Annotated in this window: 20 protein-coding genes; 10 read left to right on the top strand and 10 right to left on the bottom strand. The window is 74.0% G+C overall.

All coding sequences use genetic code 11. The features are described 5' to 3' along the window. Position 1: 1 nt before the first annotated feature. The gene (locus F563_RS0101845; protein WP_019012938.1) at positions 2 to 1426 is read right to left on the bottom strand and encodes an L-lactate permease; all 1425 of its coding nucleotides are present in this window, start codon (positions 1424 to 1426) and stop codon (positions 2 to 4) included. Between the two features lie 124 nt (positions 1427 to 1550). Between F563_RS0101845 and F563_RS0101840 the strand changes: the two genes are divergently transcribed. The 7 genes from F563_RS0101840 to F563_RS0101810 all read left to right on the top strand — a co-directional run bounded on the left by F563_RS0101840 (position 1551) and on the right by F563_RS0101810 (position 6966). Continuing rightward, positions 1551 to 2600, top strand: a complete 1050-nt coding sequence (locus F563_RS0101840; RefSeq protein ID WP_019012937.1) for a hypothetical protein — start codon at positions 1551 to 1553, stop codon at positions 2598 to 2600. Between the two features lie 2 nt (positions 2601 to 2602). Beyond that, entirely contained in the window at positions 2603 to 3841 is a 1239-nt protein-coding gene (locus tag F563_RS0101835; RefSeq protein ID WP_026299246.1) for a YfaP family protein, read from the top strand. Further along, positions 3838 to 4935 carry a hypothetical protein gene (locus tag F563_RS23670; protein WP_051089306.1) on the top strand — a complete coding sequence of 366 codons (1098 nt, stop codon included), beginning with the start codon at positions 3838 to 3840 and terminating at the stop codon, positions 4933 to 4935. Before F563_RS0101835 ends, F563_RS23670 begins: the two co-directional genes overlap by 4 nt. A 72-nt stretch (positions 4936 to 5007) precedes the next feature. After that, a complete protein-coding gene (locus tag F563_RS0101825; protein ID WP_019012935.1) occupies positions 5008 to 5355 on the top strand; it encodes a hypothetical protein in 348 nt (115 codons plus the stop codon). After that, a complete protein-coding gene (locus F563_RS21225) occupies positions 5336 to 5791 on the top strand; it encodes an OmpA family protein (protein ID WP_019012934.1) in 456 nt (151 codons plus the stop codon). Before F563_RS0101825 ends, F563_RS21225 begins: the two co-directional genes overlap by 20 nt. Before the next feature lie 21 nt (positions 5792 to 5812). Continuing rightward, a complete protein-coding gene (locus F563_RS0101815; RefSeq protein ID WP_019012933.1) occupies positions 5813 to 6490 on the top strand; it encodes a glycine zipper 2TM domain-containing protein in 678 nt (225 codons plus the stop codon). Then, positions 6487 to 6966 carry a hypothetical protein gene (locus F563_RS0101810; protein WP_019012932.1) on the top strand — a complete coding sequence of 160 codons (480 nt, stop codon included), beginning with the start codon at positions 6487 to 6489 and terminating at the stop codon, positions 6964 to 6966. The genes F563_RS0101815 and F563_RS0101810 overlap by 4 nt, the downstream gene beginning before the upstream one ends. On the opposite strand, the gene F563_RS23665 is transcribed toward F563_RS0101810, so the two are convergent. The 7 genes from F563_RS23665 to F563_RS21210 are packed head-to-tail and all read right to left on the bottom strand — an operon-like array spanning position 6951 to position 18878. After that, on the bottom strand, positions 6951 to 8513 hold the full coding sequence (locus F563_RS23665; RefSeq protein ID WP_019012931.1) for a formylglycine-generating enzyme family protein: 1563 nt from the start codon (positions 8511 to 8513) through the stop codon (positions 6951 to 6953). The genes F563_RS0101810 and F563_RS23665 overlap by 16 nt on opposite strands. Then, entirely contained in the window at positions 8506 to 9708 is a 1203-nt protein-coding gene (locus F563_RS0101800) for an ABC transporter permease (protein ID WP_019012930.1), read from the bottom strand. The genes F563_RS23665 and F563_RS0101800 overlap by 8 nt, the downstream gene beginning before the upstream one ends. Then, positions 9696 to 10409, bottom strand: a complete 714-nt coding sequence (locus F563_RS0101795) for an ABC transporter ATP-binding protein (protein ID WP_019012929.1) — start codon at positions 10407 to 10409, stop codon at positions 9696 to 9698. Before F563_RS0101795 ends, F563_RS0101800 begins: the two co-directional genes overlap by 13 nt. Further along, positions 10406 to 12313, bottom strand: coding sequence for a vWA domain-containing protein (locus tag F563_RS0101790; RefSeq protein ID WP_019012928.1), 1908 nt, complete (start codon positions 12311 to 12313; stop codon positions 10406 to 10408). The genes F563_RS0101795 and F563_RS0101790 overlap by 4 nt, the downstream gene beginning before the upstream one ends. Then, positions 12310 to 13284, bottom strand: a complete 975-nt coding sequence (locus F563_RS0101785) for an SEL1-like repeat protein (RefSeq protein WP_019012927.1) — start codon at positions 13282 to 13284, stop codon at positions 12310 to 12312. Before F563_RS0101785 ends, F563_RS0101790 begins: the two co-directional genes overlap by 4 nt. A 7-nt stretch (positions 13285 to 13291) precedes the next feature. Next, entirely contained in the window at positions 13292 to 15925 is a 2634-nt protein-coding gene (locus F563_RS21215; RefSeq protein WP_019012926.1) for a virulence factor SrfC family protein, read from the bottom strand. A gap of 1 nt (position 15926) precedes the next feature. Next, complete coding sequence (locus tag F563_RS21210; RefSeq protein WP_019012925.1) at positions 15927 to 18878, bottom strand: virulence factor SrfB; 2952 nt, start codon at positions 18876 to 18878, stop codon at positions 15927 to 15929. A gap of 202 nt (positions 18879 to 19080) precedes the next feature. Between F563_RS21210 and F563_RS0101770 the strand changes: the two genes are divergently transcribed. Genes F563_RS0101770 through F563_RS0101760 form a run of 3 tightly spaced genes read left to right on the top strand, consistent with a single transcriptional unit; the run spans position 19081 to position 21966 of the window. Continuing rightward, positions 19081 to 20079 (top strand): TRAP transporter substrate-binding protein, encoded by a 999-nt coding sequence (locus F563_RS0101770; protein ID WP_019012924.1) that lies wholly within the window; start codon positions 19081 to 19083, stop codon positions 20077 to 20079. A gap of 58 nt (positions 20080 to 20137) precedes the next feature. Further along, positions 20138 to 20644 (top strand): TRAP transporter small permease, encoded by a 507-nt coding sequence (locus tag F563_RS0101765; protein WP_019012923.1) that lies wholly within the window; start codon positions 20138 to 20140, stop codon positions 20642 to 20644. After that, positions 20644 to 21966: a TRAP transporter large permease gene (locus F563_RS0101760; RefSeq protein WP_019012922.1), complete on the top strand. Its 1323-nt coding sequence runs from the start codon at positions 20644 to 20646 to the stop codon at positions 21964 to 21966. The genes F563_RS0101765 and F563_RS0101760 overlap by 1 nt, the downstream gene beginning before the upstream one ends. 24 nt (positions 21967 to 21990) lie before the next feature. Here the strand turns inward: F563_RS0101760 and F563_RS0101755 are convergent, their stop codons facing one another. Both F563_RS0101755 and F563_RS0101750 read right to left on the bottom strand, forming a co-directional pair. Beyond that, positions 21991 to 22566, bottom strand: coding sequence for a DUF1013 domain-containing protein (locus tag F563_RS0101755; protein WP_019012921.1), 576 nt, complete (start codon positions 22564 to 22566; stop codon positions 21991 to 21993). Positions 22567 to 22688: 122 nt separating this feature from the next. After that, a complete protein-coding gene (locus tag F563_RS0101750; RefSeq protein ID WP_019012920.1) occupies positions 22689 to 24275 on the bottom strand; it encodes an acyl-CoA synthetase in 1587 nt (528 codons plus the stop codon). Positions 24276 to 24286 lie beyond the last annotated feature (11 nt).

The raw sequence follows: 24286 nt of genomic DNA, 5'->3' as shown, positions 1-24286 counted from the left end.
GTCAGGCCGGCAGGGTGCGGCGCAGGATCGCGCCCTCGCGGCCCGCAATGCCGACCGCGGCCGCGCCGGCGACGATGTTGTGCGGGCAGATGATGTTGCCGACGCCTGCGCCCACCCCCTGCGCGGCCAGCATCAGCAGCACGGGCCGATCGAGCCGCGTCGCGGTCGCCTCCTGGAAGGCGGTGAACAGGATGTTGGACGCGGTGGCCGAGCCGGTGACGAAGGTGCCGAGCGCGCCGACCAGCGGCGCGGTGAGCGGGAACGCGGCGCCGAGCGTGGCGGCGGCGAAGGCCGCGAGCGCGTCGATCATGCCGGCGTGCAGCATCAGCCGCGAGAGGATCAGCATCGCCACCAGCGCGACCGTGACGGGAACGAGCCGTTCCGCGGCCCTGACGAGTGCCGCGCGCAGCTCGCCTCCGCGCGCGCCCTGGATCGCCCCGCCGGCCAGGAACCCGGCCATGAGCATCGTGCCGGGATGGAACAGCGGCCGCACCGAAGCCCCGAACCCGCCCGGCAGCGACCAGGCGATCGCCACCGATTCGAGCGGCGCGCGCAGCGGTGCCACCAGGCGCGTGGCCAGGATCAGCGCGATCAGCACGAGATAGGGCGCGCCGGCGCGGGCGAGCGCGCGCCCCTCAATCGCCTGCCCCGCGCGCGCCGGGCCGAACCTCCGCACCGCGGCGACGAACGCCGCCCCACCGAGAAGCGCGCCGCCGAGGGTCGGCAGCTCCGGCCCGACCAGCACGGCGATCGCCACCATCGGCGCGAGGAACAGCACCGCCGCGAGCACGCCCCAGCCCCAGGCTAACGCGGCGCCCGCCGAGAGCAGCACCGCACCCATCAGGATCGCGCCGAGCACGCCGTGGATCGGCGCGGTCGCGGCCGCGATCGCCGCCTCGCCCTGCGCCACGAGCTCGGCCTGGGCGATCACCGGCGTGCCGACCGCGCCGAACGACACCCCGACCGAGTGCCCGATCAGCGCGATCGCCACCGCGCGCGCGGGCTCCACGCCGAGCGCCACCAGCAGCGGCGCGGCCAGCGCCACCGGCGTGCCGAACCCGGCCGCCCCCTCCATGAACAGGCCGAAGAACCAGCCGATCAGGATCGTCTGGAGCGCGGGCGCGGCTGTCACCCGCGCGAGCGCGTCCCGCAGCGTGGCCAGCGCCCCGCGCGCCTCCTGAAGCCCGTGGATCGCCAGCGCCGGCAGCAGGATCCAGAGGATGGTGGCGGCGAGGAACACGCCCTCCAGCCCGGCCCCGGCAAGCCCCCCAGCGCCGAGCCCGAACACGCCGACCGCAAGCGCCGCGGCGAGCGCAAGCCCGGCGAGCCCGGCCACGGCGGCCGAGCGCCCGAACCCCACCATCAGCACCAGCACCGTGAGGATCGGCGCCGCGGCGATCAGCGCGTGCAGCCAGGTCCCGGCCAAGCTCCACCCTCCCGCAGGTCCCGCACCCGTGTGCGATATGGGGCGGAGTCGGGTCAGCCCTGCCGTGACGCTGCCCGGATTCGCCCCCTATCCTGCGCCGCCCGCAACCCTGCCGGGGGACGCCATGGCCGCGCCGCGCCTGCTGTCCAAGACCGATCTCGCCGGATACGAGCCTGTCGCGCTCGCCGGCCGCTCCGTGCTGGAGAGCCATGCCCGGCTCGCCGCCCTGCTCGCCGCGCGCGGCCTGCCGTCGGGGCTGTTCGCCGAGCCGGTGCTGACCCGCCGCGCCGACGGCACGCCCGCCGCGGTGTCGTGGTACGGCGAGGGCGACGGCGAGCCGGCGCCGCTCTCCGCGCTCTCGCCCGCCCGCCGCGCCGAAGCGGAAGCGAAGCTCCGCGCCGCGCTCGCCGGCCTCGCCCCGGCCCTCGATGACGCCGAGGGCGGCGCGCTCGTCCGCCGCGCGCTGCTGATCGCCGACCCGGATTCGGTGCTGTCGGTGGACGGGCGGGTCGTGATCACCGGCTGGGGCCTCGCCCCGCGCGGCACGGGCGAGGATCCGGTGCGGCTCGCCTCCCTGCTGCGCGAGGGGCTCGGCCGCTACCTGCCGGCCCTCGCCGATGCCGGACCGGAGGTGTTCGCGGGCACCGCCCCGCTCGCCGCGCCGGCGTCACCCGCCGCGTCACCGGCCGCCCCCGCCGCTTCCCCAGCCGCACCGCCGCCGCGCGCCGCGCCACCGCCCCCGCCGCCACCGCCTCCCCCGCCGCCGGTTCCCGTCGCCGCGGCCGCCGGCGGATGGTGGATGCTGCCGGCCGGGCTCGGCATCGCGATCGCCTTCCTGCTGCTCGGCTTCTGGCTCGGCTGGCGGGCCGCGGTCGGTGAATGGGCCGGACGGCCATTGTTCGCCTCGGTGGTGGACGAGGGCCCGACGCGCGCGGCGCTCGAGCGCGCGCGCGCGGCCAACGCGGCGCTGGAACAGCAGATCGCCCAGGCCCGCGCCGCGCTGGAAGGCGAGATCTGCCGCCCCGAGGGCCCGCTGCCGGCGCTGGTGCCGACCGCGCCGCCGCCCGCGCCGCCCGGAGAGGGCGCGCAGCCCGGCCAGCCCCAGGGCGCCGGCTCCGGCGAAGGCACGGCCGAACCTCCGCCCGCGCCCGACCCGCCGCCGCTGCCGCGCTGAGCATGGCCGATCCCTCGCCCATCGCCCGGTCCGACGCCGCGCTCCGGCCGCTCGGCGCGGGCGGGCAGCGCGTGGTCGAGGCCTATCCGCAGATCGCCGCGCATCTGCGCCGCGCGCGCGGTCCCGCCCATGCCGCGCTGTTCGCCCAGCCCGTGCCCGACCGCGACCGCGCCGCGATCGACTGGTACGCCGCCGGCACCGGCGAGGCGGTGCCGCTCGATCGGCTCGACCCGGCCGAACGCGAGGCGGCCGAGCAGCGCCTCGCCGTGTTGCTCGGCGACATCGAGGCCGAGGCGGCGGCGCTGAGCGCAAGCCCGCGCGAGGGCGACCGGCTGCTCGGCGACGTGCTGCGGCTGGCCATGCGCGTGCCGGACCGGTCCTGGGTGCGGGTGCGCGCCGGCCAGCCGGTGCTGGTCGGCTGGGGCCACGAGATCGGTGGCCAGTCGATCGGCCCGGAGCTGCTGACCAAGCCGACCGAGCGGCGCCCCGGCCCGATGCCGGTGCTGATGCCGCCCGTGGCGGCGCCGCGCGCCTGGCCGCGCTGGCTGCCCTGGTGGCTCGCCGCGCTGCTCGCGCTCCTGCTTCTGCTGCTGCTCCTGCTGCTCTGGCACGACCCGTGGCGGTGGTTCGCCCTCGCCCCGCCCGCCTGCATCGCCGAGCCGGCCGGACTTGCCGTGCTCGACGAGCAGCGGCGCGAGGAGGGGCGCACCGCGGCGCTGCGCGCGGAACTCGCGCGGCTCCAGCTGGAAGCCGGGCAGGCCCGCCTCGCCTGCCCGCCGATCCGCCGTCAGGCCGAAGCGCCACCGCCGCCCGAGCCGCCGCGCCCGAACGAGGACCTGGAACGCGCCCGGCGCGAGGGCGCGCGCGAGGGCAATGTCCAGGTGGTGCTGGCCTGGGACGACCGGAACGATCTCGACCTCGCCGTGATTTGCCCCGACGGCACCCGCATCTTTTTCGAAAACAGAAGAGGTTGTGGCGCTGAGCTGGATGTTGACATGAATGTCGCCGGCGGCCCGCGCCCGATCACCAGCCAGCCGGTCGAGAACATCACCTGGGCCGGCGATCCGCCACCCGGCCAATACCGCATCGAGGTGACCAACTACGCGCGCAACCCCGGCGGGCCGGCCGTGTCGCCCTTCCGCGTCACCATCCGCCGCCCGGGCCAGCCCGACCAGGTTCTGCGCGGCCAGGCGCGGCCCAACCAGACCGTGGCGGTCGGTGGCTTCCGGTGGCCGCCATGATCGAGCTCGCCCGCACCCCGGCCACCCCCGAGGGCATGGCGCCGGCCCTGCCCGCCGAGGCCACGCCCGAGGAGGCGCTGCCGGGGCTGCGCTACCTCGCCGAGCGCGCCCTCGGTCCCGGCTGGCCTCTGTTCGCGACCCCGCGCCGCGAGGGCGGCACGCTGGTCTGGGAGGTCGAGGGCACCGCGGCCAGGCGCTATTTCGACCTGCCGGCGGAGGAACGCGCGGCCCTGCGCGCCTCGCTCGGCGCCGCCCTCTCCGAGACCCGGCGTGCGGCCGAGCGCGAGGAGACCTCGGCACTCGATCTCTTGCGCGGCGCAATCGAGGTGCCTGGCTGGGAGGCCGTGCATCTGGTGGACGGCAAGCCCGTCATCGCGCCCTGGGGCCTCAGGCCGACCGCGCGCGCGCCCGGCGCCTCGCCCCTCGCCGCGCTGGACGATGGCCGGCCGGCGCGCCCGCCCTCGCTGTTCCCCTGGCCCGCCGTGCTGGCGACCCTCGGCGCGCTCGCGGCTCTCGCCGTGCTCGCGGTGCTGCTGCTGCGCTGGTGGGCGCCCTGGCTCGCGCCGCCGGTCGCGACCGCCTGCCGCGCCGAGCCGGGCGGGTTCGCGGCGCTCACGGCGCTGCTGGAGGAGGAGCGGCGCGGCCAGGGTCTGGGCGCCCAGCTCGCCCGCCTCCAGGGCGAGTACGGGCGGCGGCAGAGCGAGTGCCCGATCGCCGAGCTGCCACCCGAACCGCCGCCGCCCCCGCCGCGCCCCACGCCGCCGCCCCCGCCCGTGCGGCCGGCCGATGCCCAGCCCTGCGACGTCGAGAGCCAGTCGGGCGGCCGCGGCGTCACCCGCAACCGCCACTTCCTCGGCGACCGGCCCGGCCGGGTCACGCTGGAGTACAACACCCTGATCGAGCCCGATCACATCGAGGTGCTCTATCGCGGCCGTCAGGTCGCCACCACGCGCGTCCCGGTCTCGGGCCGCGGCTCCATCGGCTTCGACTGGCGCCCGACCGGCAGCGGACCCGAGGCGCATGTCGTCGAGGTGATCGTCTCGGGTTTCGGGTTGACCACCCGTTGGAGCTATACCATCGGCTGTCCGCGCTGAGCCCCATCGCAGCCATCGGGCTGCCACGTCCGGGACCATACTGGGGCCGGTGCCGCTGGAGGGAACCGACGCATGATCCGCCCGCTTCTGATCGCCTCGCTGCTGCTCGCCGCCACCGCCGCCGAGGCCCAGCCCCAGGAGGGCGCGGTCGCCGATCTCCTGCGCCGCGCCGGGGTGACGCCGAACGCGCAGATGATCGCCGGCACCGACCCGAAGGCGCGCGCCACCGCGCTCGATGCGCTGGAGCGCACCTATCCGCTGCCGCGCGCGGTCGCCGAGCGTGAAGGCACGCCACCGCCGGATGCCGAGGCGGTCATGGACCGGCTCGGGCTGGTCCGCCGCCCCGGGGCGCCGATGACCAACCTCACCGGGCATACGCCCTCGCGCCAGGAGATCGTCGATGCGCTCGCCGGGCGTTGAGCGCCGCTGGCTGCTGGTGGCCGGGGGCGCGCTCGCTGCCCTCGCCGGCTGCGCCAGCCCCGAGACCGAGCGCATCGCCGCGCTGACCACGCGCGGCATCGTGCTGACGGTGAACTTCGACCTCGGCTCCTACGCGCTGCGGCCGGAGGCGCGCGACGTGCTGGACCCGCTGGCCGCGGCCATGAACGATCCGCGCCTGTTCAACCACACCTACGAGGTGAACGGGCACACCGACAGCACGGGACGGCTCGCGCGCAACATGGCGTTGTCGGATCTGCGCGCGGCCGCGGTGGTGGACTATCTGGTGGCGCAGGGCGTGGCGCGCCGGCGCCTGAGGCCGCAAGGCTTCGGCCCGCTCCAGCCGCTCGACCCCGCGAATCCGCGCGCCGGCGTCAACCGCCGCGTCGAGGTGTTCGCGATCCCGCCGCCGCAATGACGGAACCCGCGTGAGACCACCATGCTGACCCGCCTCGCCTGTTGCCGCCCCGCCGCGCTGGCGCTTGCCGGCGCGCTCGCGCTCGCCGGCTGCGCCTCGACCTATGACGACGGCCGGCCGCTGACCCCGGCTCAGCGCGAGCTGCGGGAGCAGAACGAGCGCTTCAACGAGACGATCGCCACCGGCGCGGTGGTCGGCGCGGTCACGCTCGGCCTGCTCGGCGCGCTGCTGGCGGGCCCGCGCGACCGCGGCACCGGCGCGGTGATCGGCGCGACCGCGGGCGCGATGGTGGGCGCCGCCGCCGGGCACTATCTCGCCACCCGCAACGAGCGCTACGCGAGCCGCGAGCAGGCGGCGATCGCGCGCACCCAGGCGGCCGAGCGCGAGGCGGCCGAGTTCGCCAAGACCGCGCGCGCCGCCGAGCAGGTGGCGGCCGAGAACCGCGCGCGGCTGCGCCAGCTCGAGGCGCAGGTGCGCAGCGGCCAGGCGACCGCCGCGCAGCTCGCCACCCAGCGGCGCGCCGCCGAGCAGGATCTCGCCCTGATGGACAGCGCGATCGGCAATGCCCGCAAGGTCGAGGACGCGATGCGCGCCGACGGTGTCTCGGCCCAGGCCGCGCAGGTGGGCGAATCGCGCCGGCGCATGGAGGAGTCCGCGCGCCAGCTCCGCGAAGCGCTCGGACAGAGCCCGAAGGCATGAGGCGCGCGCTCCTCGCCATCGCCCTGCTCGCCGCGGCCTGCGGCCCGACCGGACCGGCGCGCGAGCGCGGCTTCTTCGGCGGGCTCTCGGCGGCCGTCTCGGGCGAGGACGAGCGCCAGGCGCGGGCGCTGGAGGCCCAGGCCGGGCGCGCCGAGGCGCAGGCCTTGCAGGCGCGCGCCCGCGCGATCGAGGCCGAGCGCCAGCGCGAGATCTCCGCCGCGCAGGTGCGCGATGCCGAACAGCGGCTCGCGGCGCTCAGCACCCGGATCGGCGGGATGCGCCAGGAGCTCGCGCGACTTCAGGCCGAGCGCGCCGCGCGCGACCAGGGCCAGGGGGCTGCGCTCGGCCAGCGCATCGAGACCCTGGAGCGCGAGCGCCAGGCCGCGGCCGCCGCGCCGGACCCCGCGACCGCGGCGCGGCTCGAACGGCAGGCGGCCGAGATCGCCCGCGCCCTGGAGAATTATCGCCGGCTTTGAGCGGCGCGGGCGGCGGCGAGGATCGCGGCCTCGGTCTCGGCCGCGGCCGGCAGCCGCCCGGCCCCGGCGTCGCGCATCTGCCGCGCCGCGAGGGCCGCGAGATCGGCCATCACGCCGAGCCGGCGCGCGCGCATCTCCTCGGCCACCACCTGGGCCTCGGCCTCGATCAGCGCCGGCTCGGCGAGCGCGCCCTGGCGCACCGCGCGCAGATAGCCGTCGAGCAGCTGCGCGACCGAGGCCGGCGTCTCGGCGAGATGGCCCGCGAGCGCGCGCGAGGTGTCGGCGATCGGCGCGCGCACGGGCTCAGGCACCACCGGCTGGACGCCGTCGAGCAGGCCGCGCACGGCGGTCAGCACCGCGTCGTTGCCGCGCGCGACCGCCACCTGGCGCGCGAGTGCCGCCGCCGCCGCGATCTGGGCGCGCAAGGCGGCACGCTCGCGCTCGCGGGTGCGCCCCGCCGCCGTGCGGAGTTCGGTCTCGAGCCGGCCCAGCCCCTCGCGCAGCGCCGGCTCGGCCGCCTCGGCGCGCAGCCGTGCGAGCAGCGCCTCCGGGTCCTCGGCGGTGGCGGCGCGCAGCCGCGCCTCCTCGGCGAAGGCGGCGCGGAACGCCTCGGGTGCCGCGTCGTCCACGGTGACGACGAGGCCGAGCGCGATCCGCAAGCCGATCGTGCGCAGCCTGAGCGGCGCGCCGTCGCGCGGGCTGAAGGGCGGGTACTCCTCGCGCAGCGCCGAGCGGATCGAGGACGCATCGGTCTGGAAATGACCGCCGCGCGCGACGACCCCGCCCGGCAGGCCGTGCCGCCGGCCGACGCGGTTGAGACGGTAGGGCTCCAGCACCCATTCGGCGACATTGCCGAGCATGTCGTGCAGGCCGAGCGGATTGGGCTTCAGCGATCCGATCGGGCGGGCGCGGCCATCCGCCGAGTCGGGGCCCGCGAACCACACATGCGCCGCCATCCCGTCCGGCATCGGCGGGGTGCGCGCGGCGAAATCCGCCTCGCCGACCGCCGCGCCGCCGCGCGCGGCGTACTCCCACTCCTCCTCGGTCGGCAGGCGGACGAAGGCGCGCGCGCGGCCGCGCGTCGGCAAGGCCTCGGCCGCATTGCCAGCGAGCCAGGTGGAGAGCCGCGCGGTGAAGGCGACCGCGTCGAACCAGGAGAGCTCCGCTGCCGGCGCGCGCCCGGCCTCGGAGGGCGCGGGGCAGCGCTCGGCCATGACGGCGGCGTACTGGTCGCGCGTGACCTCGTACTTGCCGAGATACATCACGCGGGCGCCCGCGTGCTCGAACGCGCCGGCGACATGGGCGCGGCGGGGAAACTCGGAGTAGTCGGTGGCGGGATCGGCCTCGCCGAGCGTCACCGCGCGGTCGGCGAGCGGCCCCGCGTCCATCGGCGTGGGCACCGGGCGCAGCGCGATCCGTCCGTTGCAGGGCAGCGGCAGGACGAGATCGTCCGCGAGCGGCGCGGGATTCCACAGCGCCTGCGGCCAGGGCGCCTGCGCGGCCGCCGGGGTCGCGGCAAGGACGAGGGCGAGAGCAAGGCTACGCATCGCGCAATCCCTCCGCAGGTTCGATCGCGGCCGCCCGGCGCGCGGCGAAGGCTGCCGCCAGCACCGCGCCCAGAACGGTCAGCCCCGTCGCGGTGACGAGATGGACGGGCATGATCGCAGCGATCCGCCCGGTCTCGGCCACCGCGAAGGAGAGCCGGTTGACCCCCGCCTGCACGCCGAGCGCGAGCGCCGCGGCGAGCACCGCACCGGCGAAGGCCAGCACGGCCGCCTGGGTCACCGGAAACGCGGTCAGCCCGCGCGCGGAGAGGCCCATCAGGCGAAGCAAGCTGAGGTCGCGCCGCTTGCGCTCGACATTGGCGTAGAGCCCGACGCCCAGGCTGACGAGATACCCGGCCCCGCCGAGTGCGGCGATGGTGACGAACAGCACGGTGAGGTTGCGGTCGAGCGCGAGCAGCCCGGCGACATCCTCGGCGCGCGAGGCGACCTCGACGCCCTCGCGCCTGAGCGCATGATCGAGCGCGACCACATCCTCCAGCGCGCGCGCATGCAGCCGGAACCCGGCATGAACGCGCGCGGGATCGGGCGGCGGGATCGTCTCCGGCACCTCGCGCGGCGCGGTGCCGTCCTGGAAATCCTCGGCGAGCAGCAGCAGCGGCAACGGCAGGAACGCGGCGTCGCGGCCGAAGGAGGCGGGCGGCGCGACGGCCGTCACGGCCAGATCCAGCGCAAGCGTCTCGCGCGCCCCGCCGAGCACGCGCTCGATGCGGAACCGCACCGTGTCGCCCGCGCGCGCGCCGAGCCGGTCCGCGAGGCTCGCCGACAGCGCGACCTGGCGTCCCTGCGGCACCGCAAGGCCGGCGAGCAGCGGATCGCCCGGGGCGGTGGCCAGCAGTTCCGCGCGCACGGCGGTGTCGGCTGCGGCGGAGGCGGCGAAGGCGCCCTGGGCGGCGAGCGTGCGCGTGCGCGGGATGACGAAGGCGACCTCCGGCCGGGCCGCGAGCCGGGCGAAGAATGCCGCGTCGAAGCTGCGATTGGCGAGGTTGACGATCTCGCGTGCGCGCGGGTTCTCGATCAGCGTCGCGCGCAGCGCGTCGATCACGCCGGCCTTCAGCCCGAACAGCACGATCAGCGGCGCCAGCACCGCGGCGATGCCGAGCACGGTGGTGAGCGTCAGCCGCGCCTCGGCGCGCGCATCCGCCAGCGCCAGCCCCGCGGCGAGCCTCACGCCGGGCACGCGGCCGCCTCCTCGACGGTGGAGCGCGCCTCGTGCGCCGCCGGCACCACGCGGCGGAGCGCCAAGCCATGCGCGGCGGCACGCGCGGCGTCGTGGGTCGCGACCAGCAGCGCCGCCCCCTGCTCGGCGCAGTGCTCGACCAGCAGCGTCAGCACGGTCTCGGCCATCTCCGGGTGCAGCGCCGCGGTCGGCTCGTCCGCCAGCACGAGCGCGGGGCGGTGCGCGAGCGCGCGCGCGATCGCCGCGCGCTGGCGCTGGCCCACAGAGAGCGCCGAGGGAGGCTTGGCGAGCTCCTCCGCGATGCCGAGCCGCTCCGCGAGCCGCGCGATGAGCGCCGGGTCATGCCGCCCCGAGAGGTGCTGCGTCAGCGCGATGTTGCGCCCGACCGAGACGAAGGCCAGCAGCGCGCCGGTCTGGGTCACGTAGCCGATCGCGCGCGCGCGCAACGCGGCGAGCGCCTCGCGGTCGCCCGCGCGCCAGAGCGGCGCGGCATCGGTCCCGGCGACCGCGAGACGTTCGGCGCGATCGGGCGCGAGCGCCAGCGCCGCGAGATCGAGCGCCGTGCTCTTGCCCGCCCCCGACGGGCCGACCAGGGCGAGCGCCTCGCCCGCGGCGAGCCGCAGCGACGGGATCTCCAGCACGAAGCGCGCCGCACCGCTCACCTGCGTGCGCGTGATGCCGGCGAGATCGAGCGCGATCACGGCAACTGCGACAGCGGCACCGGATACATCGCCTCGCCCGGCGCGCGCGCCTGGTCGAGATTCACCCAGAGCTCGGGCTGCGCCGCGTAGGACTCGTAGAGCCGGAGCTTCGCTTCCAGCGAGTTGATGATCTCGCGCCGCGCGCCTGCGCCCATCGTGACCCACTCGTCCTCGGTGATGCCCATGATGCGCGAGCGATAGGGCAGCCCGTCGAGATACTCGCCGAACACGCCGGCGACGCGCTGGAGCTCGGCGGTGCGGCGCGGATCGCGCGCCATCGCCGCGGCGAGCCCGCGCAGCCGGCCGAAGAACGTCTCGGGCGCGAGACGGCCGGCCGTGCCCGCCTCGATGATGCCGCGCAGCGTGGCGGCGAGATCGGAGAGCTGGTTGCGCGTCAGCAGCACGCGCACCTCCATCGGCCGGCGGATCGGCGACGGATCGGCCCAGTCCTCGTCCACCGTGAAGCTGCGCACGACATCGGGCACGGCCGCGCCTTCGAGACGGCCGAGATAGGCGAGCCGCATCGCGTGCGCCACCACCGCGGTCTGCTCGGCGATGCGCCGCTCCGCCTCGCCCCGCGGCGGCGCGATGCCGGCGATCGGGCGGCCCACCGTCTCGGCGACCTGGGCGAGGATGGAATCCGCGAGCACATCCACCATCGCGCCGAAGGCCCGCACATCGCCGTCGGGCACCGGGTAGTACAGCGGCCCGGCCGCACCGAAGGCGGAGAGCGTGCGGTACTGGCGCTCGGCGCGCGCGTGATCGGCGCGGCCCTCGGGCGTGCGCACGTGGATCGTGTAGATCGCGACGTTCTTCGCCTCCGACCGGGCGAGCGCGTTCATCTCGGCGACCGTCATGCCGGTCGAGGCGCGCGGATCGGGCGCCTCGCGCGTCGAGGCATCGGTGATCAGGATGATGTAGCGGCCGCCGAACTCGCTCCACTTCACCTCGTCGAGCGCCAGCTTCACGCCGGCGAGCGCGTCCTCCTGCCAGCCCTCGGTGCTGGCGGTCGCCTCGCGCACGCCGGCGATGCGCCCGAGCACGGCGTCCGGCGCCTCCTGGAAGTCGGGCAGGCTCACCATGCGCGTCACGTACTCGACGTTCGGCCGGCCATCGAGGCTGTCGCGGAAGGTCACCATGCCGAAGCGGAAACTGTCGCGCACCACCGTGTCGCCGATACGCGCGACGATCCGCCGCACCGCCTCGCGCGTGCGGTCGATATAGGGCTGCATCGAGATCGTGGTGTCGATCACGAACATCACCGCGCCCTTGAACTCGCGCAGCGCCTCGGCGCCGGCGCGCGGCGCGGCCGCCTGCGCAGGCGCGGAGATCACCTCCAGCAGCCGCGCGGCGGGTCCGGTTTCGGGTTCCATCATGCGCGCCGACAGCACCGGCAGAAGGTAGAAGTTGCGCGTGATGTCCACATGCACTTCGGGTTCGAGCGCGATCACCGGCCCCTCGCGGCCGGCCTCGGCCGCCGCGCGCAGGGCGGCGGCGCGCGCGGCGCGATCGGGCGCGGACCAGATCGCGCGCACGGTCTCCTCGTCGCGCAGGAACATCGCGCGCTCGCGCCCCGCCGGGTTGGTGAACGCCAGCACCATGCTGTGGCGCCACGGGATCGCGGCCGTCTCGCGAATCCAGCCCTCGGTGCGCCCCTGCGCAGCCTCGCCGACCTCGATCCAGCCGTCGCGCCGCGCATAGACGTAGAACACCGAGAACCCGGGCACGGGGCGCGCGCGCTGCGCCTCGCCCGGGCGCGGCGCGAGCTCGGCGCCGGGGCGGGTGATCACGCGCTGGTAGAGCGTGGTCGTACCCTCGATCAGCAGCGGCTGGCGCGGCTGGGCCTCGGCGGAGAGTGGTGCGAGCGCGAGCAGCAGGAGGAGCGCGCGGCGGATCAGCGTCATGGCCAGAACTCCCGGAGCGCGTCGCGGGCGGTGGCGTTGCCCGCGGCGGCCTCGCGCTCAAGATACGCGCGCAGGGCGGCGCGCGGGGCTGACGCCTGCGTGTCGCCGGCCTGCTCCGCGCGGCGATAATAGAGGGCGGCGAGACGCGGATCGGGCGAGGAGAACGGACGCCCCGGCTGGAACCCGTTCGGATCGTAGAGCCGCGCGAGCGCGGTCAGCGCCGGTGCGACGCCGCGATCGGCCGCCTCCTCGAACAGCACCAGCGCATCGTCATGCCGGTCGCGCTGCTGCCGGCGCAGCGCCACCGCCAGGATGCCGGCCGCGTCGGGCGCGCGCGCGACCACCTCCGCGGGCGTCAGGTGGTCGGTGCCCTCGGGCCAGGCGGCGACCGGAGCGGGCGGCGGCGCGGGCGGTGGCGCGGTCGCGCGGCCGAGATACCACCAGGCGCCGGCCCCACCGGCGGCGAGGAGCAGCGCCACCACCACCAGCCACGCGGCGATGCTGCGCGGGGGCGGCGGGGGTGGCGGCGGGGGCGGCGGCGGAGGGGGCGGCGGGGTCGGCTTCGGCGTGTCGTCGTCCGTCTTCTTCGGCGGCTCCGCGCGCGGCCGACGCAGGCCGACCGCGATGGTCGCGTTCCCCTCTTCGAACACCGCGACACTCGCAGGCCAGAACAGCGCGGTCTCGACGCCCGCGCCCGGCAGACGCAGCGTCACGGGCCCCGGTTCGAGATGCCGGCAGATGGCGGGGCCGACGATCAGGGCGACGCCGCCAGCCTCCGGCTCGACCGCGAGCGGGCTCAGCAGCACCTCGCCCATCTGCCAGCCGGCGGGGCCGAGATGCGCGGCCGCGAAGCCCTCGCGCATCAGCCCGAAGCGCGCATCCGTGGGCGCGCGCGCGAGCCCCGCGAGTACGATGCGCGCATGGCCGAGCGGGCGCGAGGTGTCGGGGACGACGCGGGCGGAGACGGCCATCGCCCGCTCAGGCCGCCTGGCGCAGCACGCCGAGGATGCGGCCGAGCGCCGCGTTCGCTTCGCTGTCGATGCGCCCGCCGAAGGCGTGATCGACGTTGAGATCGACCAGGCGGGCGAAGGCGGTGATCCAGTCCACCGCGAACTCGCGCTCGAACGGGCGCGGCAGCGGCCCCAGCGCCGGCAGGTCCTCCGCCGCCTCGCGCGGGGCGAAGACGACGCGGTTCTCGCGCGGCGTGCGCGGCCGGTCGGCCTCCTTCATCCGGTCGAAGCCGAGCGTCGCGACGAAATCGTTCACCGCCCGCTCGGCGATCATCACCGGCTTCACCAGGCTGTCGGCGAGGCGCTCGTGGAAGCCCGTCCGCTCGCGGATCGCGCCCGCGATCGTCCCGCGCAGATCCTGCCAGCCCGCGCCGACCGCGACCTGCGCGGCGAGGAACGTCGCCTGCTCGCGCGGGATCAGCAGGAAGGACGCGGTGGCCGGATCGGCACCGAAACTGCGCAGCCGCTCCTGCCACTCGGTGAGCGCGGCCTCGGCGAGCTGGTCGGCGATGTCGGTGCGCGACTCCGCCTTCGCGGACGCGGGCGCGGCCTCGGCGCCGAACAGCCCGGCGAGGTCGTCGTGCAGCTCCGCCGCCCGCACCGCCGCGCCGGTGACGGGCGCGGGCCGGGCGCCATCCTCGGGCGCGTGCAGCAAGAGCCGGTAGAAGCTGTGCGCCAGCGCCTCGGTCTCGACCTGCATCGCGCGCAGCATCAGCCCGAAGCGCTGCGCCTGGAGGCAGGCGGCGAGATGCGGCACCAGCGCCTGGCCTTCGGCCTTGCGCTTGGCCCGTTCCGTCTCGCGATCGTCCGAGACGTGGAACGGGTCGAGCCGGGCGGCGATCTGGCGCGTGAGCGTGGCGAGCCGCGCCGCCACCTGGCCGCGCTTCAGCGCCGGGTTGCAGACGGGCGCGAGACGCTCGGCGAGATAGGTCACGCCGCCGTCATTGAGCCGCATCGCCTCGTCCCAGGCGCGCGCGGGATCGGCGAAATGCCGCTGCACCTCGGGCGTGCCGAGGAACTCGTCGCGCAGCCGGCGCATGCGCGCCGGATCGAGCTCGCCGGTCTCGCGCCCCTCCGCGTCATAGGTCAGCAGCGCGCGCGCCGCCACGTTGGGGTTGCGCAGCCAGAACGTGTTGTTGAACGGCTGGCCGGGGGTCCACTCCTGCGGCCAGGCGTGCTCGAGCCCAAGGAAGCGCGTGATCGAGGCCTCGATGCGGGTCGCCCAGCGCGTGCCCTGGCCGGGTTCGTCCTCCTTTCGGCCGCGCTTCTCCTCGAACTCCATGTCGAACTTGGTCAGCACCACGAACAGCGCGGTCGCCTGCTTCGCGCGTTCCTCCGGCGTGGCCCCGTGGGTCGCGTCCACCCACTCCTTCACCATGCCCGGCAGCGTGCGCACCTCCTGGTTGGAGGGGCCGATGCAGAGCAGCATCGAGGTGAGTTCCTGCTCGGCGACGTAGCGCTGGTAGAGATACGCGACCTTGCCGCGCAGGTAGAGCGGCGCGACGCGCGCGGGCTCGGCGAGATAGGCCTCCGCGTCCGACAGAACCTCGCGCGAGCGCGCGCCGGGGAAGTCGAGCAGGTCGGTGCCGGCGAAGAAATCCCAGGGCTGCTGGGAGAGCGTCAGGCGCAGCTCGGCCACCAGCGCAGCGACGACGGGGCGCGGCAGGCTCGCCTTGCGCCCGTCGCGCGTGGCGATCTCGAGGCTCGCCCGCCCGTCCGGCGCGCCGAGCCCGGCGAGCGTCTCGACATCGATGATGCTGGCCGTGCGCGGCATCAGCGCCTCGGTGCCCATGAACGCCTCGTCGGGGTCGCCGAGGGCGGCGAGCGCCTCGGTGAGCCGGCGGCAGGTCTCGGTGTAGGCGCCGATGCCGTTCCAGAGCACGCCGAACAGCCGCGCGCGATCGGCGACCGACAGGCGCGGCGCCAGCGCCGCCGCCTCGCGCCAGAACCCCGCGCCGAGCGAGAGGATCACCGGATGGCCGCGGAAATAGCGCTCGAAATACTCCTGGAGGTCGAATACCGCGTCCTCGTCCACCACGGTCGAGGGCGATGGCCCGGCGCGATGGCGCAGCGTGTCGATCAGAGACGCGACCTCGGCCTGCGGCAGCGGCACCACGGCGTCGCGGTTGAAGTCCTCGAGGAACGAGTTGCCGAGGATCTTCACCACATCCGTCTGGGTCAGCAGGCGCACCGTGACGGGCCGGCCGGGCAGGCCCGGCGTGGGCCGCATGGTGAAGCGCGTGACGAGCCCCGTCGCCTCCTTGCCGCCCTCGGGATTGATCTCGGCGACGAAATCGATCGCCTCCGCCCCGAGCAGCACGCGCACGGGCTCGGTGCCCTTCCGCGCGAGTGCCGAGATCAGATAGCTCTTGCCGGACTGGCTCGGCCCGAACACCGAGACGCACATCGGCCGCGCCGCCGCGGCGGCGAGCTTCTTCGCCCGCAGGCCGAAGCGCCGCAGGTCGCGCGCAAGCGCGGCCCCGCCCTCGCGCGCGGCCTCGGGGTGCCGGGCCGCCCAGGCGAGCGCATCCGCCGTCGCCCCGGCCACGCGCAGCGCGCGATCGGCCAGCGCGCGATCCTCGGGAAGTGTCGCGTCCGTCATGTCACGGCACCTTCAGCGCGCCGGTGTCGCGCCAGTAGCCGGCCTCCTCGGCCTCGGTCTGCAAGCGCAGCACCACCTGCTGGCGCTGCACGGTATCGCCCTCCGCATCGGTGATCTCGGTGATGGTGAACGCCTCGCGCTTCTCCTCGGCATCCGGCCGGTCGGGATCGATCTCGCCGCGCGTGATGGTCAGCGTCAACGGCAGGGCGAGCCGCCGTACCGAGGCCGGATTGCCGAACTCCAGGCGGTAGAGCCGCGTCGCGGTCCAGCGTTCCAGGTCGAGCTGGCGGAAGCCGAGGAAGGCGGGCGCGGCGAAGGCGAGGGTGAAGGAGGTCTCGCCCGCGGCGGGCAGGCGTTCGAGGTCGAGGTCGCGCAGCTTCACGTTCTCGTTGCGGATCTGTCCCGACTGGTCCATGAGCCCGATCACCCGCGCGGTCGAGCGCATGCCGAGCCGCGAGGAGCGCAGCAGGAAGCCTTCGAGCCTGCCCTCGGCGGTCGCGCTGATCATCGCGCCCACCGCGGCGGTGGTCTTCGGATCGGCGATGTGCCCGGTCGGATCGCGGAACGGATACCACTGCTCCACGGGATAGGAGTCCATCGGCACCACGCGATGCGGCGCCACGGCCAGCCGCGCGATCACCGCCTCGCGCACCGCGCGCAGCCGCGACGGCCGGCCCGAGAGCAGAAGCACATCGACATCGAAGGCATGGACGCATTCCAGCAGGTCGGCGAGCACGGGGCCGAGCACGGCGGTGACGACGGCATCGATCTGCGCGGCGGTCGCGACGATCTCGACCTCCATCAGCGAGAACGCCGCGCCGCCGCGCGCGCGCGCCTGCTCCTCGACATAGGCGACCGCGCGACCGACACTCGGCAGCCCGGCAAGCAGCCGGCCGGCCGGCGCGCGCAGCACCTCGCCCGCCTCGCGCCCCTTCAGCCCCTCATAGGCGTGCAGCACCGCGAGCCCGATCGGCTCCAGCACGAGGGCGACGAACTGGCGGCGCAGATGCCGCTCCTGCTCGCTCTGCCCGGCCGCCGCCCCCGCGAGCAGCTCGCGCAGGAGCGCCTTCGGCCCCGCCACGCCCGCCTCCGCCATCGCGCGCTCGATGCGCGGCAGCAGCACCGTCTCGATCACGGACTGAAGCAGGTCGTCGCCGGCGATGCGGAAGCCTTCGCGGAAATTCTGCTTCGGCAGGATGGTCTGGCCGTGCTCGGCGACATAGGTCGCCACCATCAGGTCGGTGGTGCCGCCGCCCACGTCGATCGAGGCGATGCGGAGCGACGGCTCGTCGCCGTAGCCGCGCCGCACCTTGCCCTGCAGCGCGAACAGCAGCCTCGGCTCGGATTTCAGCCGCCAGCGGCATTCGTTGTAGAGCCAGACGAGCTGGGTCGCGGTCGCCTCGTCCAGATTGGCGATGATCTCGGGCTTGGCGGGCGGCCGCGGCAGGCCCGCCCCCGGCTCCGACCAGCCCATCAGGCGCCAGGCGAAATCCACCGCTGCCTGGGCGCGCATCCGCAGGATGCGCTGCTCGGCGAGCGGCATCGCCGGCGGCAGGGTGAGAACGAGCCGGCGCAGCCTTCGCGGCACATGGATCGATCCCCGCGCGGCACGATGATCCGGCGCATTGATCTGGCTGAGCGCCTGCATCAGCAGCTCGGCCAGCATGAAGGTCGCGAGCGAGGAGCGGGAGAAGCGCGCGCGCACGCCCGGGATCAGCCGATGGCCGATCGTCTCCAGCACCTCGCCCTCCTCCGAGACGTGCTCCATGAACCAGCCGCTGACGGGCGGCTCGGTCGTGCCGTCCGGCGCGGCGCCGTTGAAGCGCCAGACCACCGCGGTGGGCCGCGTGTCCCAGAGATAGCGCTTGGGCGAGGAGAGCCCGGTCGCGCCTTCGTTGCCGCGCGCCTCGGCCGCGAGCCGCACCGCCTCGGGCCCGACGCGCACCGGGCTGCCCCAATGGAATGCCAGCGTGCGCCCGGATTTGTGGCTGAGCCCGTCGCGGCCGAAACTCGCGCGGTGGAACTCGACCCGGCTCTCGAACGGCAACTGGTGCGTGCGGTGCGGCGCGGAGAGCTCGCGCAGGCGCAGCACGGTGCCGTTGTTGAAGTCGAGCGGCCGGTCGGGGTGCTCCTCGACCAGCATCCCGCAGGTGCGGCTGTTGCCGAGATCGAGCACGAGATCGACATCGATCGGCCGGTAGGGCAGGCGCTCGGAGGCGATGTCGATCGTGCGCACGCGCGGGATCAGCCCGGACTCCTCGAGGATCGCGAGGAAGGTGAGGTAGCGCGCCCAGTGCTCGGCCCGCCACGGGATGTCCTCGGGGCGCAGCCTGCGGCCGCGCGCCGCCTCGCGCGCCTCGCGGAAATTCGCCTCCAGCCACTGGTCCACCCAGGCCTGGCGCAGGAACCAGGCATTGCGCGCGGCGTCCGGCACCAGGCCGAACAGCAGCTCCTCGGTGGCGGGCGGCAGCGCGGCATAGACCTGCCCCTTCACGCGCGGGGCAAGCGCGGTGTCGAAGGCGAGGGTGATGGCGTGGGTGTTGCCATGCCGGTCAGGCGCGGAAAGCGGGCTCAGCCGGATGCGCGCCCAGTTGGTCGGCCCGTCCTCGATCGCGGCCGCCCCGGTCGCGTCCGGGTCGCCCATCTGGAAGAAGGGCAGCGGCGTCCAGACATTCAGGAACGGCTCGAGCGCGCGCGCGAGGTTGATCTGATAGATGCGCTCCTCGGGCGGGCGGGTGCCGGTGACGGGATCGAACAGCGTGCCGTCGGCCGGATCGGCGACGAGCTCGCGCAGCGCGATGCGCGGCCGCCCGTCGGGGCCGGGGTCCTCCGGCAGGTCCTCCTCCCAGAACGCGCGCGTGAGGCGCGGCAGCGCCTGCGCGTCCACCAGCAGGTCGATGAACTGGATGCCGCTCTGCGGCACGAGGCTGACGAGGCTGGTCGGTGCGGCCATGGTCCGGCTTGGTTGGGCGGCGCGATCGGGCCGCGAGGATGCGGGACGATCATGGCGGAAGGCCGGACGATGCGGCAAGCGTTCGCCCATGGCAACGATCCGCCGCCCCGCGCCCAGGGGCTATCGCGGCTCATGGGGTAACTGTATGGTTACGCCGAAGCCGGATCGGAGACGCCGGCGATAAGCCTGGAGGAGGAACCGCATGATCCGTCGACGTCATCTGCTGGCGGGGGCCGCCGGCGCCGCGCTTGCCGCCCCGGCCCTGCACACCGCGCGCGCCCAGGCGATCACGCTGAACGGCGCCTCGCAGTTCAGCGACGAGCACGCCTTCAACAAGGCGATGCTGCGCTTCGAGGAGCGCGTGAAGCACTACTACGGCAAGCCGATCAACTTCGTGCTGCACCGCAACTCCTCGCTCGGGCTGGAGAAGCAGTATTTCGAGTACATGGCGCAGGGCCGCGCGGTCGATTACGCGGTGGTCTCGCCCGCGCACATGTCCACCTTCTCGCGCGCCGCGCCGTTCATCGACGCGCCGTTCCTGTTCAACGACCTCGCGCACTGGAACCGCGTGCTGGACCAGGACGTGCTGAAGCCGATCGCGGACGAGGTGGCAAGTCGCGCGCGCGTGATGCTGATCGGCTATGCGGGCGGCGGCGTGCGCAACATCTTCGCCAACAAGGTGGTGCGCAACATGGCGGAGCTGCGCGGGCTCAAGATCCGCGTGCAGGGTGCGCCGATCTGGAGCCGGACCTTCCAGGCCGCCGGCATGAGCCCGACCGTGATCGCCTATAACGAGGTCTACAACGCGATCCAGAACAACGTGATCGAGGCGGGCGAGAACGAGGCCGCCGGCGTGGAGCAGATGCGCTTCTACGAGGTCGCGCCGAACCTCATCATGACGCAGCACGCGATCACGATCCGCCCGCTCTGCTTCTCGGCGCACACCTTCGCCCGCCTGCCCGAAGACCTGAAGGAGGCGATCCTCAAGGCCGGCCGCGAGGGCGGGGCGCATGGGCGCGAGGTCGAGTCGAGCGAGGACGAGCAGAAGCTCGTGGCACTGGAGAGCGCGGGGCGGCTCCGCCGCATCCCCTTCCCCGAGCGCGGCGAGATGAAGCGCCTGGTCGATCCCGTGATCGCGGCCTACGCGCGCGAGATCGGCGCCGACGGCATCCTCGCTCGCATGCAGGGACTCGTCGGCTGATGGTGCGGCCGGGGCGGTGCGTGCCGCCCCGGCATCTTCCTCTTTCCGGATCGCCCTGATGACCAGCCACTCCGCGCCCGGGATGCTGCGGCGCGTGACCGATCTCTATGCGGCGCTGCTGCGCGTGCTGCTGGCCCTCTGCCTCGGCATCCTGGTGCTGCCGGTGACGATGCAGGTGGTCAGCCGCTTCGTCCCGTTCATCCCGCACTACATCTGGACCGAGGAGATGGCCCGTTTCCTTCTCGTCTGGATGATCATGCTCGGCTCGATCGTGGGCGTGCGCGAGGCGGGGCATTTCGTGGTCGATCTCTGGCCGAGCCTGACGCCGCGCGCGCGCGCCGCACTCGATCTGCTCGCGAACGGGGCGATCCTGGTGCTCGCCGTCTCCTTCTTCTGGTGGGGCTGGGAGTACACCGACTTCGCCTGGTTCCGGATCAGCGAGCTCGCGGAACTGCCGCTCTGGCTGATCCACATCGCCTGGCCGATCGCGGGAGCGTCCTGGATGCTGTTCGCCGGCGAGCGCGTGATCGATGCCGCGCTGGTGCTGACGGGGCGGCGCGCCTGATGTTCGGCGGCAATGTGCTGTCGCCGGCCGAGGCGGCGGCGATCCTGTTCGTGCTGTTCTTCGGCCTGCTCGCGCTGCGCGTGCCGGTGGCGTTCGCGCTCGGTCTCGCGGTCCTGCCGATCACGCTGATCGAGCCGCGGCTCGGGCCGCTGCTGCTGATCGGTGAGACCTTCAACGCCTACAACAGCTTCATCCTGCTCGCGGTGCCGTTCTTCCTGCTCACCGCCAACCTGATGAATGCGGGCGGCATCACCAACCGGCTGATGGAACTCGCGCGGACACTGGTGGGCCATGTGCCCGGCGGGCTCGCGCAGGTGAACGTCGTGCTGTCGTTCTTCTTCGCCGGCATCTCGGGCTCCTCCACCGCCGATGCGGCGAGCCAGTCGAAGATCTTCATCCCCGCGCAGGTGAAGCTCGGGATGGATCTGCGCTTCTCGGTCGCGATCACGGCGTGCTCGTCGGTGCTGGCGGTGATCATCCCGCCCTCGATCCTGATGATCGTCTGGGGCGGCATCTTGACGGTCTCGATCGGCGGGCTGTTCCTCGCCGGGATCGTGCCCGGGATCATGATCACGCTGGCGCTGATGGGCACGGTCTACGTCTATGCGAAGCGCCGCAACTATCCGGTGTTCGAGCGCGCCACCGTCCGCGAGATCCTGTGCGCGGCGGCGCACGCGATCCCGGCGCTGCTCACCCCCTTGATGATCGTCAGCGGCAAGCTGTTCGGCTGGTTCACCGCGACCGAGAGCGGCTGCATCGCCGTGCTCTACGCGACCGTGCTGTCGTTCGTGGTCTATCGCGAGATGGACGCGAAGGGGTTCTGGGGCGCGCTGCTCGACACGGGGCGCTTCGCCTCGGTCGCGCTGTTCTGTGTCGGCACCGCGAGCGCGTTCGGCTGGCTGCTCGCCTACTACCAGATCCCGCAACACATGCTGGCGGGCGTCGCGACCTGGGGCCTCGGCATCACCGGCACCGGGTTCATGGTGGCGGGGGTGTTCCTGATCGTCGGCTGCTTCCTCGACGCGATCCCCTCGATCATCATCGTCGGCACGATCCTCCAGCCGATGACCCGCGCGGTCGGCATGGACCAGATCCATTTCGCCCTGATCGGCATCATCAGCCTCGCCTTCGGGCTGGTGACACCGCCCTACGGGCTCTGCCTGATGATCGCCTCGCATATCGGCGGCATCCGCGTGATCGACGCGATGAAGGACGTGTCGATCATGCTGGTCCCGATGCTGAGCGTGCTGGCGCTGGTGATCCTGTTCCCGGATCTCGTGCTGGCGATTCCGCGCCTCGCGGCGCCGGGGATGATCAACTGACGCGCCAGCTCCTCCGACCGGACGTCAGTGGTGCCCGGCGGCCTCGGGCTGCATCGGGATCGGACGGCCCTCGCGCTCGGCCTTCTCGACCGCGAGGTTGATCTCGCGGTTGAGGTCGCTCTGCGAACAAAGCCCGAGGATCACCGGATCGCGCGGCTTGATGTTGGCGCTGTTCCAGTGGGTCTTGTCGCGGATCTTCTGCACTGTCTCCTTGGTGGTGCCGAGCAGCTTGCAGATCTGCTGGTCCGACAGCACCGGCACATTGCGGAGCAGCCAGGCGATCGCGTCCGGCCGGTCGTTGCGCTTCGCAACGGGGGTATAGCGCGCGCCCTTGGCCTTCGGCTTCGGCAGCTGCACCGTCATCGGCGAGAGCCTGAGCCGCGCGGAGGGGTCGGCCTCGCAGCGCGCGATCTCCTCGCGCGTCAGCTGACCGGAGGCGATCGGGTCATGCCCGACGATGCCGACCGCCACGTCGCCATCCGCGATCGCCTGCACCTCCAGCGGGTGCATGCCGGTGAACTCGGCGATCTGCTCGAAGGTGAGCGATGTCTTGTCGATCAGCCAGACGGCCGTCGCCTTCGGCATCAGAGGCAGTGTCATCGGGGTCATCCTCGCGGTCGCGGCGGCGCAAGCCGGCGGCGCCTTCGGTCTGTCACGGTAAATAAGACAATCGCAGGTCGGGTCAACCGCGAACCGGGCAACCCGGGGCTGACGCGACCCGATCAGTCGGCGAACCCGACCCCCTCTGCCTCCAGGCGCTGGCGCACCAGCGCCTTCGGCACCTTGCCGTAGCCGGATTTCGGCAACGAATCCCAGAAAACGATCCGAAGCGGCTGCTTGTATCGCGCAATGCGACCGGCGAGATGGTCGCGGATCGCCGCCTCGTCCACCGCCTCCCCCGGCTTCGGAACCACGGCCGCGACCCCCGCCTCGCCCCATTTGGGGTGCGGCAGGCCGACCACCGCGACCTCGGCGATCGCGGGATGGGTCAGGATCGCCTCCTCGATCTCGCGCGGATAGATGTTCGAGCCCCCTGAGATGTACATGTCCGAGGCCCGGCCGGTGATGTAGAGGAACCCGCGCGCGTCCAGGTGGCCGAGATCGCCGGTGTGGAACCAGCCGCCGGCGAAGGCCTTGGCGTTCGCGGCCCCGTTCTCGAAGTAGCCGGCGAACACCGCCGGGCCGCGCACGCAGATCTCGCCCGTCTCGCCCGGGGCCAGCCGCCGGCCGGCCTCGTCCAGGATCGCCACGTCCATCCCCGTGCGCGGCATGCCGCAGGAGCCGAGCGGAAACGCCGGATCATCCTCCAGGCTGTGCTGGTCCGGGCGCAGCACGGTGATGTTGGCGGTCACCTCGCCGAGGCCGAAATACTGCGTCAGGCAGCCACCGCCGAGCTTGGCGAGCGCCCGCTTCTGATCCGCGCGGTACATCGGTGCCCCCGCATACATCAGGTGACGGAGCGAGGTGTGGTCGTGCCGATCGACCGAGGGGTGATCGACCAGCAGGGTCAGCATGGTGGGCACCACGAACATCGTCGTCGCGCGGTGCGCCTCGACCAGCCGCCAGACCTCCTCCGGATCGAAGCGCTCGGAGGCGGTCATGACGCTCGGGCAGCCGCGCGCCACCGTCGCGAGCGCATGGAGCCCCGCGGCGTGGCTGAGCGGCGCGCAGATGAGCGCGCAGTCCCGCTCCGAGAGCCCGGGCATCAGGTCGGCGAGGTGGTTGGCCACCACGAACGACATCTGCCCGTGCGTCAGCACCGCCGCCTTGGGCCGCCCGGTCGTGCCGGAGGTGAAGAAGAACCAGCAGGCGTCGCCATAGGCCACGTCGGCCTCGTGGTCCGGGGGAGGCGGTGGCGCGGCCGCCATCGCCGCCTCGAGATCGACCTCGCTTGGCCCGGCATCGCCGACCGCGAGCACGGTCCGGAGCGCCGGGCTCTCGGCGCGCACGGCCTCGGCGTGCCCGGCGAAGCCCTGGTCGCGCAGCATCGCCTTGGCCCGGCTCGCCGCGCCGAGATAGGCGACCTCGGCCGGGGTCAGGCGCACATTGGTCGGCACCCAGACCGCGCCGACCTTCAGCACCGCCCAGAGGCTCTCGAACATCGCCACCGTGTTGCGGCTGTGCACCAGCACGCGGTCGCCATGGCCGACGCCATGCGCGCGCAGCACCGCGGCGAAGCGATCGACCCGCGCGTCGAGCTCGGCCCAGGTGAGGCGCCGGTCGCCCTGCACCAGCGCCAGCCGATCGGGCAGCCGCCGCGCCGTCTGCGTCAGCAGCCGGCCCAGATTCATCGCGGTCGCCGGACCCATCCCTTGCGTCC

Source organism: Elioraea tepidiphila DSM 17972 (assembly GCF_000378465.1).
Lineage (GTDB): Bacteria > Pseudomonadota > Alphaproteobacteria > Acetobacterales > Acetobacteraceae > Elioraea > Elioraea tepidiphila.
This window is presented reverse-complemented; position numbering and strand designations above follow the sequence as displayed.

Bases quoted from the DNA above. Each gene is read 5' to 3' on its own strand.
- F563_RS23670 (WP_051089306.1), top strand. From the start codon at position 3,838: ATGATCGAGCTCGCCCGCACCCCGGCCACCCCCGAGGGCATGGCGCCG.
- F563_RS0101760 (WP_019012922.1), top strand. From the start codon at position 20,644: ATGTTCGGCGGCAATGTGCTGTCGCCGGCCGAGGCGGCGGCGATCCTG.
- F563_RS0101770 (WP_019012924.1), top strand. From the start codon at position 19,081: ATGATCCGTCGACGTCATCTGCTGGCGGGGGCCGCCGGCGCCGCGCTT.
- F563_RS0101840 (WP_019012937.1), top strand. From the start codon at position 1,551: ATGGCCGCGCCGCGCCTGCTGTCCAAGACCGATCTCGCCGGATACGAG.
- F563_RS21225 (WP_019012934.1), top strand. From the start codon at position 5,336: ATGCGCTCGCCGGGCGTTGAGCGCCGCTGGCTGCTGGTGGCCGGGGGC.
- F563_RS0101810 (WP_019012932.1), top strand. From the start codon at position 6,487: ATGAGGCGCGCGCTCCTCGCCATCGCCCTGCTCGCCGCGGCCTGCGGC.
- F563_RS0101785 (WP_019012927.1), bottom strand. From the start codon at position 13,284: ATGGCCGTCTCCGCCCGCGTCGTCCCCGACACCTCGCGCCCGCTCGGC.
- F563_RS0101815 (WP_019012933.1), top strand. From the start codon at position 5,813: ATGCTGACCCGCCTCGCCTGTTGCCGCCCCGCCGCGCTGGCGCTTGCC.
- F563_RS0101790 (WP_019012928.1), bottom strand. From the start codon at position 12,313: ATGACGCTGATCCGCCGCGCGCTCCTCCTGCTGCTCGCGCTCGCACCA.
- F563_RS21215 (WP_019012926.1), bottom strand. From the start codon at position 15,925: ATGACGGACGCGACACTTCCCGAGGATCGCGCGCTGGCCGATCGCGCG.
- F563_RS0101765 (WP_019012923.1), top strand. From the start codon at position 20,138: ATGACCAGCCACTCCGCGCCCGGGATGCTGCGGCGCGTGACCGATCTC.
- F563_RS0101750 (WP_019012920.1), bottom strand. From the start codon at position 24,275: ATGGGTCCGGCGACCGCGATGAATCTGGGCCGGCTGCTGACGCAGACG.
- F563_RS0101755 (WP_019012921.1), bottom strand. From the start codon at position 22,566: ATGACACTGCCTCTGATGCCGAAGGCGACGGCCGTCTGGCTGATCGAC.
- F563_RS21210 (WP_019012925.1), bottom strand. From the start codon at position 18,878: ATGGCCGCACCGACCAGCCTCGTCAGCCTCGTGCCGCAGAGCGGCATC.
- F563_RS0101825 (WP_019012935.1), top strand. From the start codon at position 5,008: ATGATCCGCCCGCTTCTGATCGCCTCGCTGCTGCTCGCCGCCACCGCC.
- F563_RS0101835 (WP_026299246.1), top strand. From the start codon at position 2,603: ATGGCCGATCCCTCGCCCATCGCCCGGTCCGACGCCGCGCTCCGGCCG.
- F563_RS23665 (WP_019012931.1), bottom strand. From the start codon at position 8,513: ATGCGTAGCCTTGCTCTCGCCCTCGTCCTTGCCGCGACCCCGGCGGCC.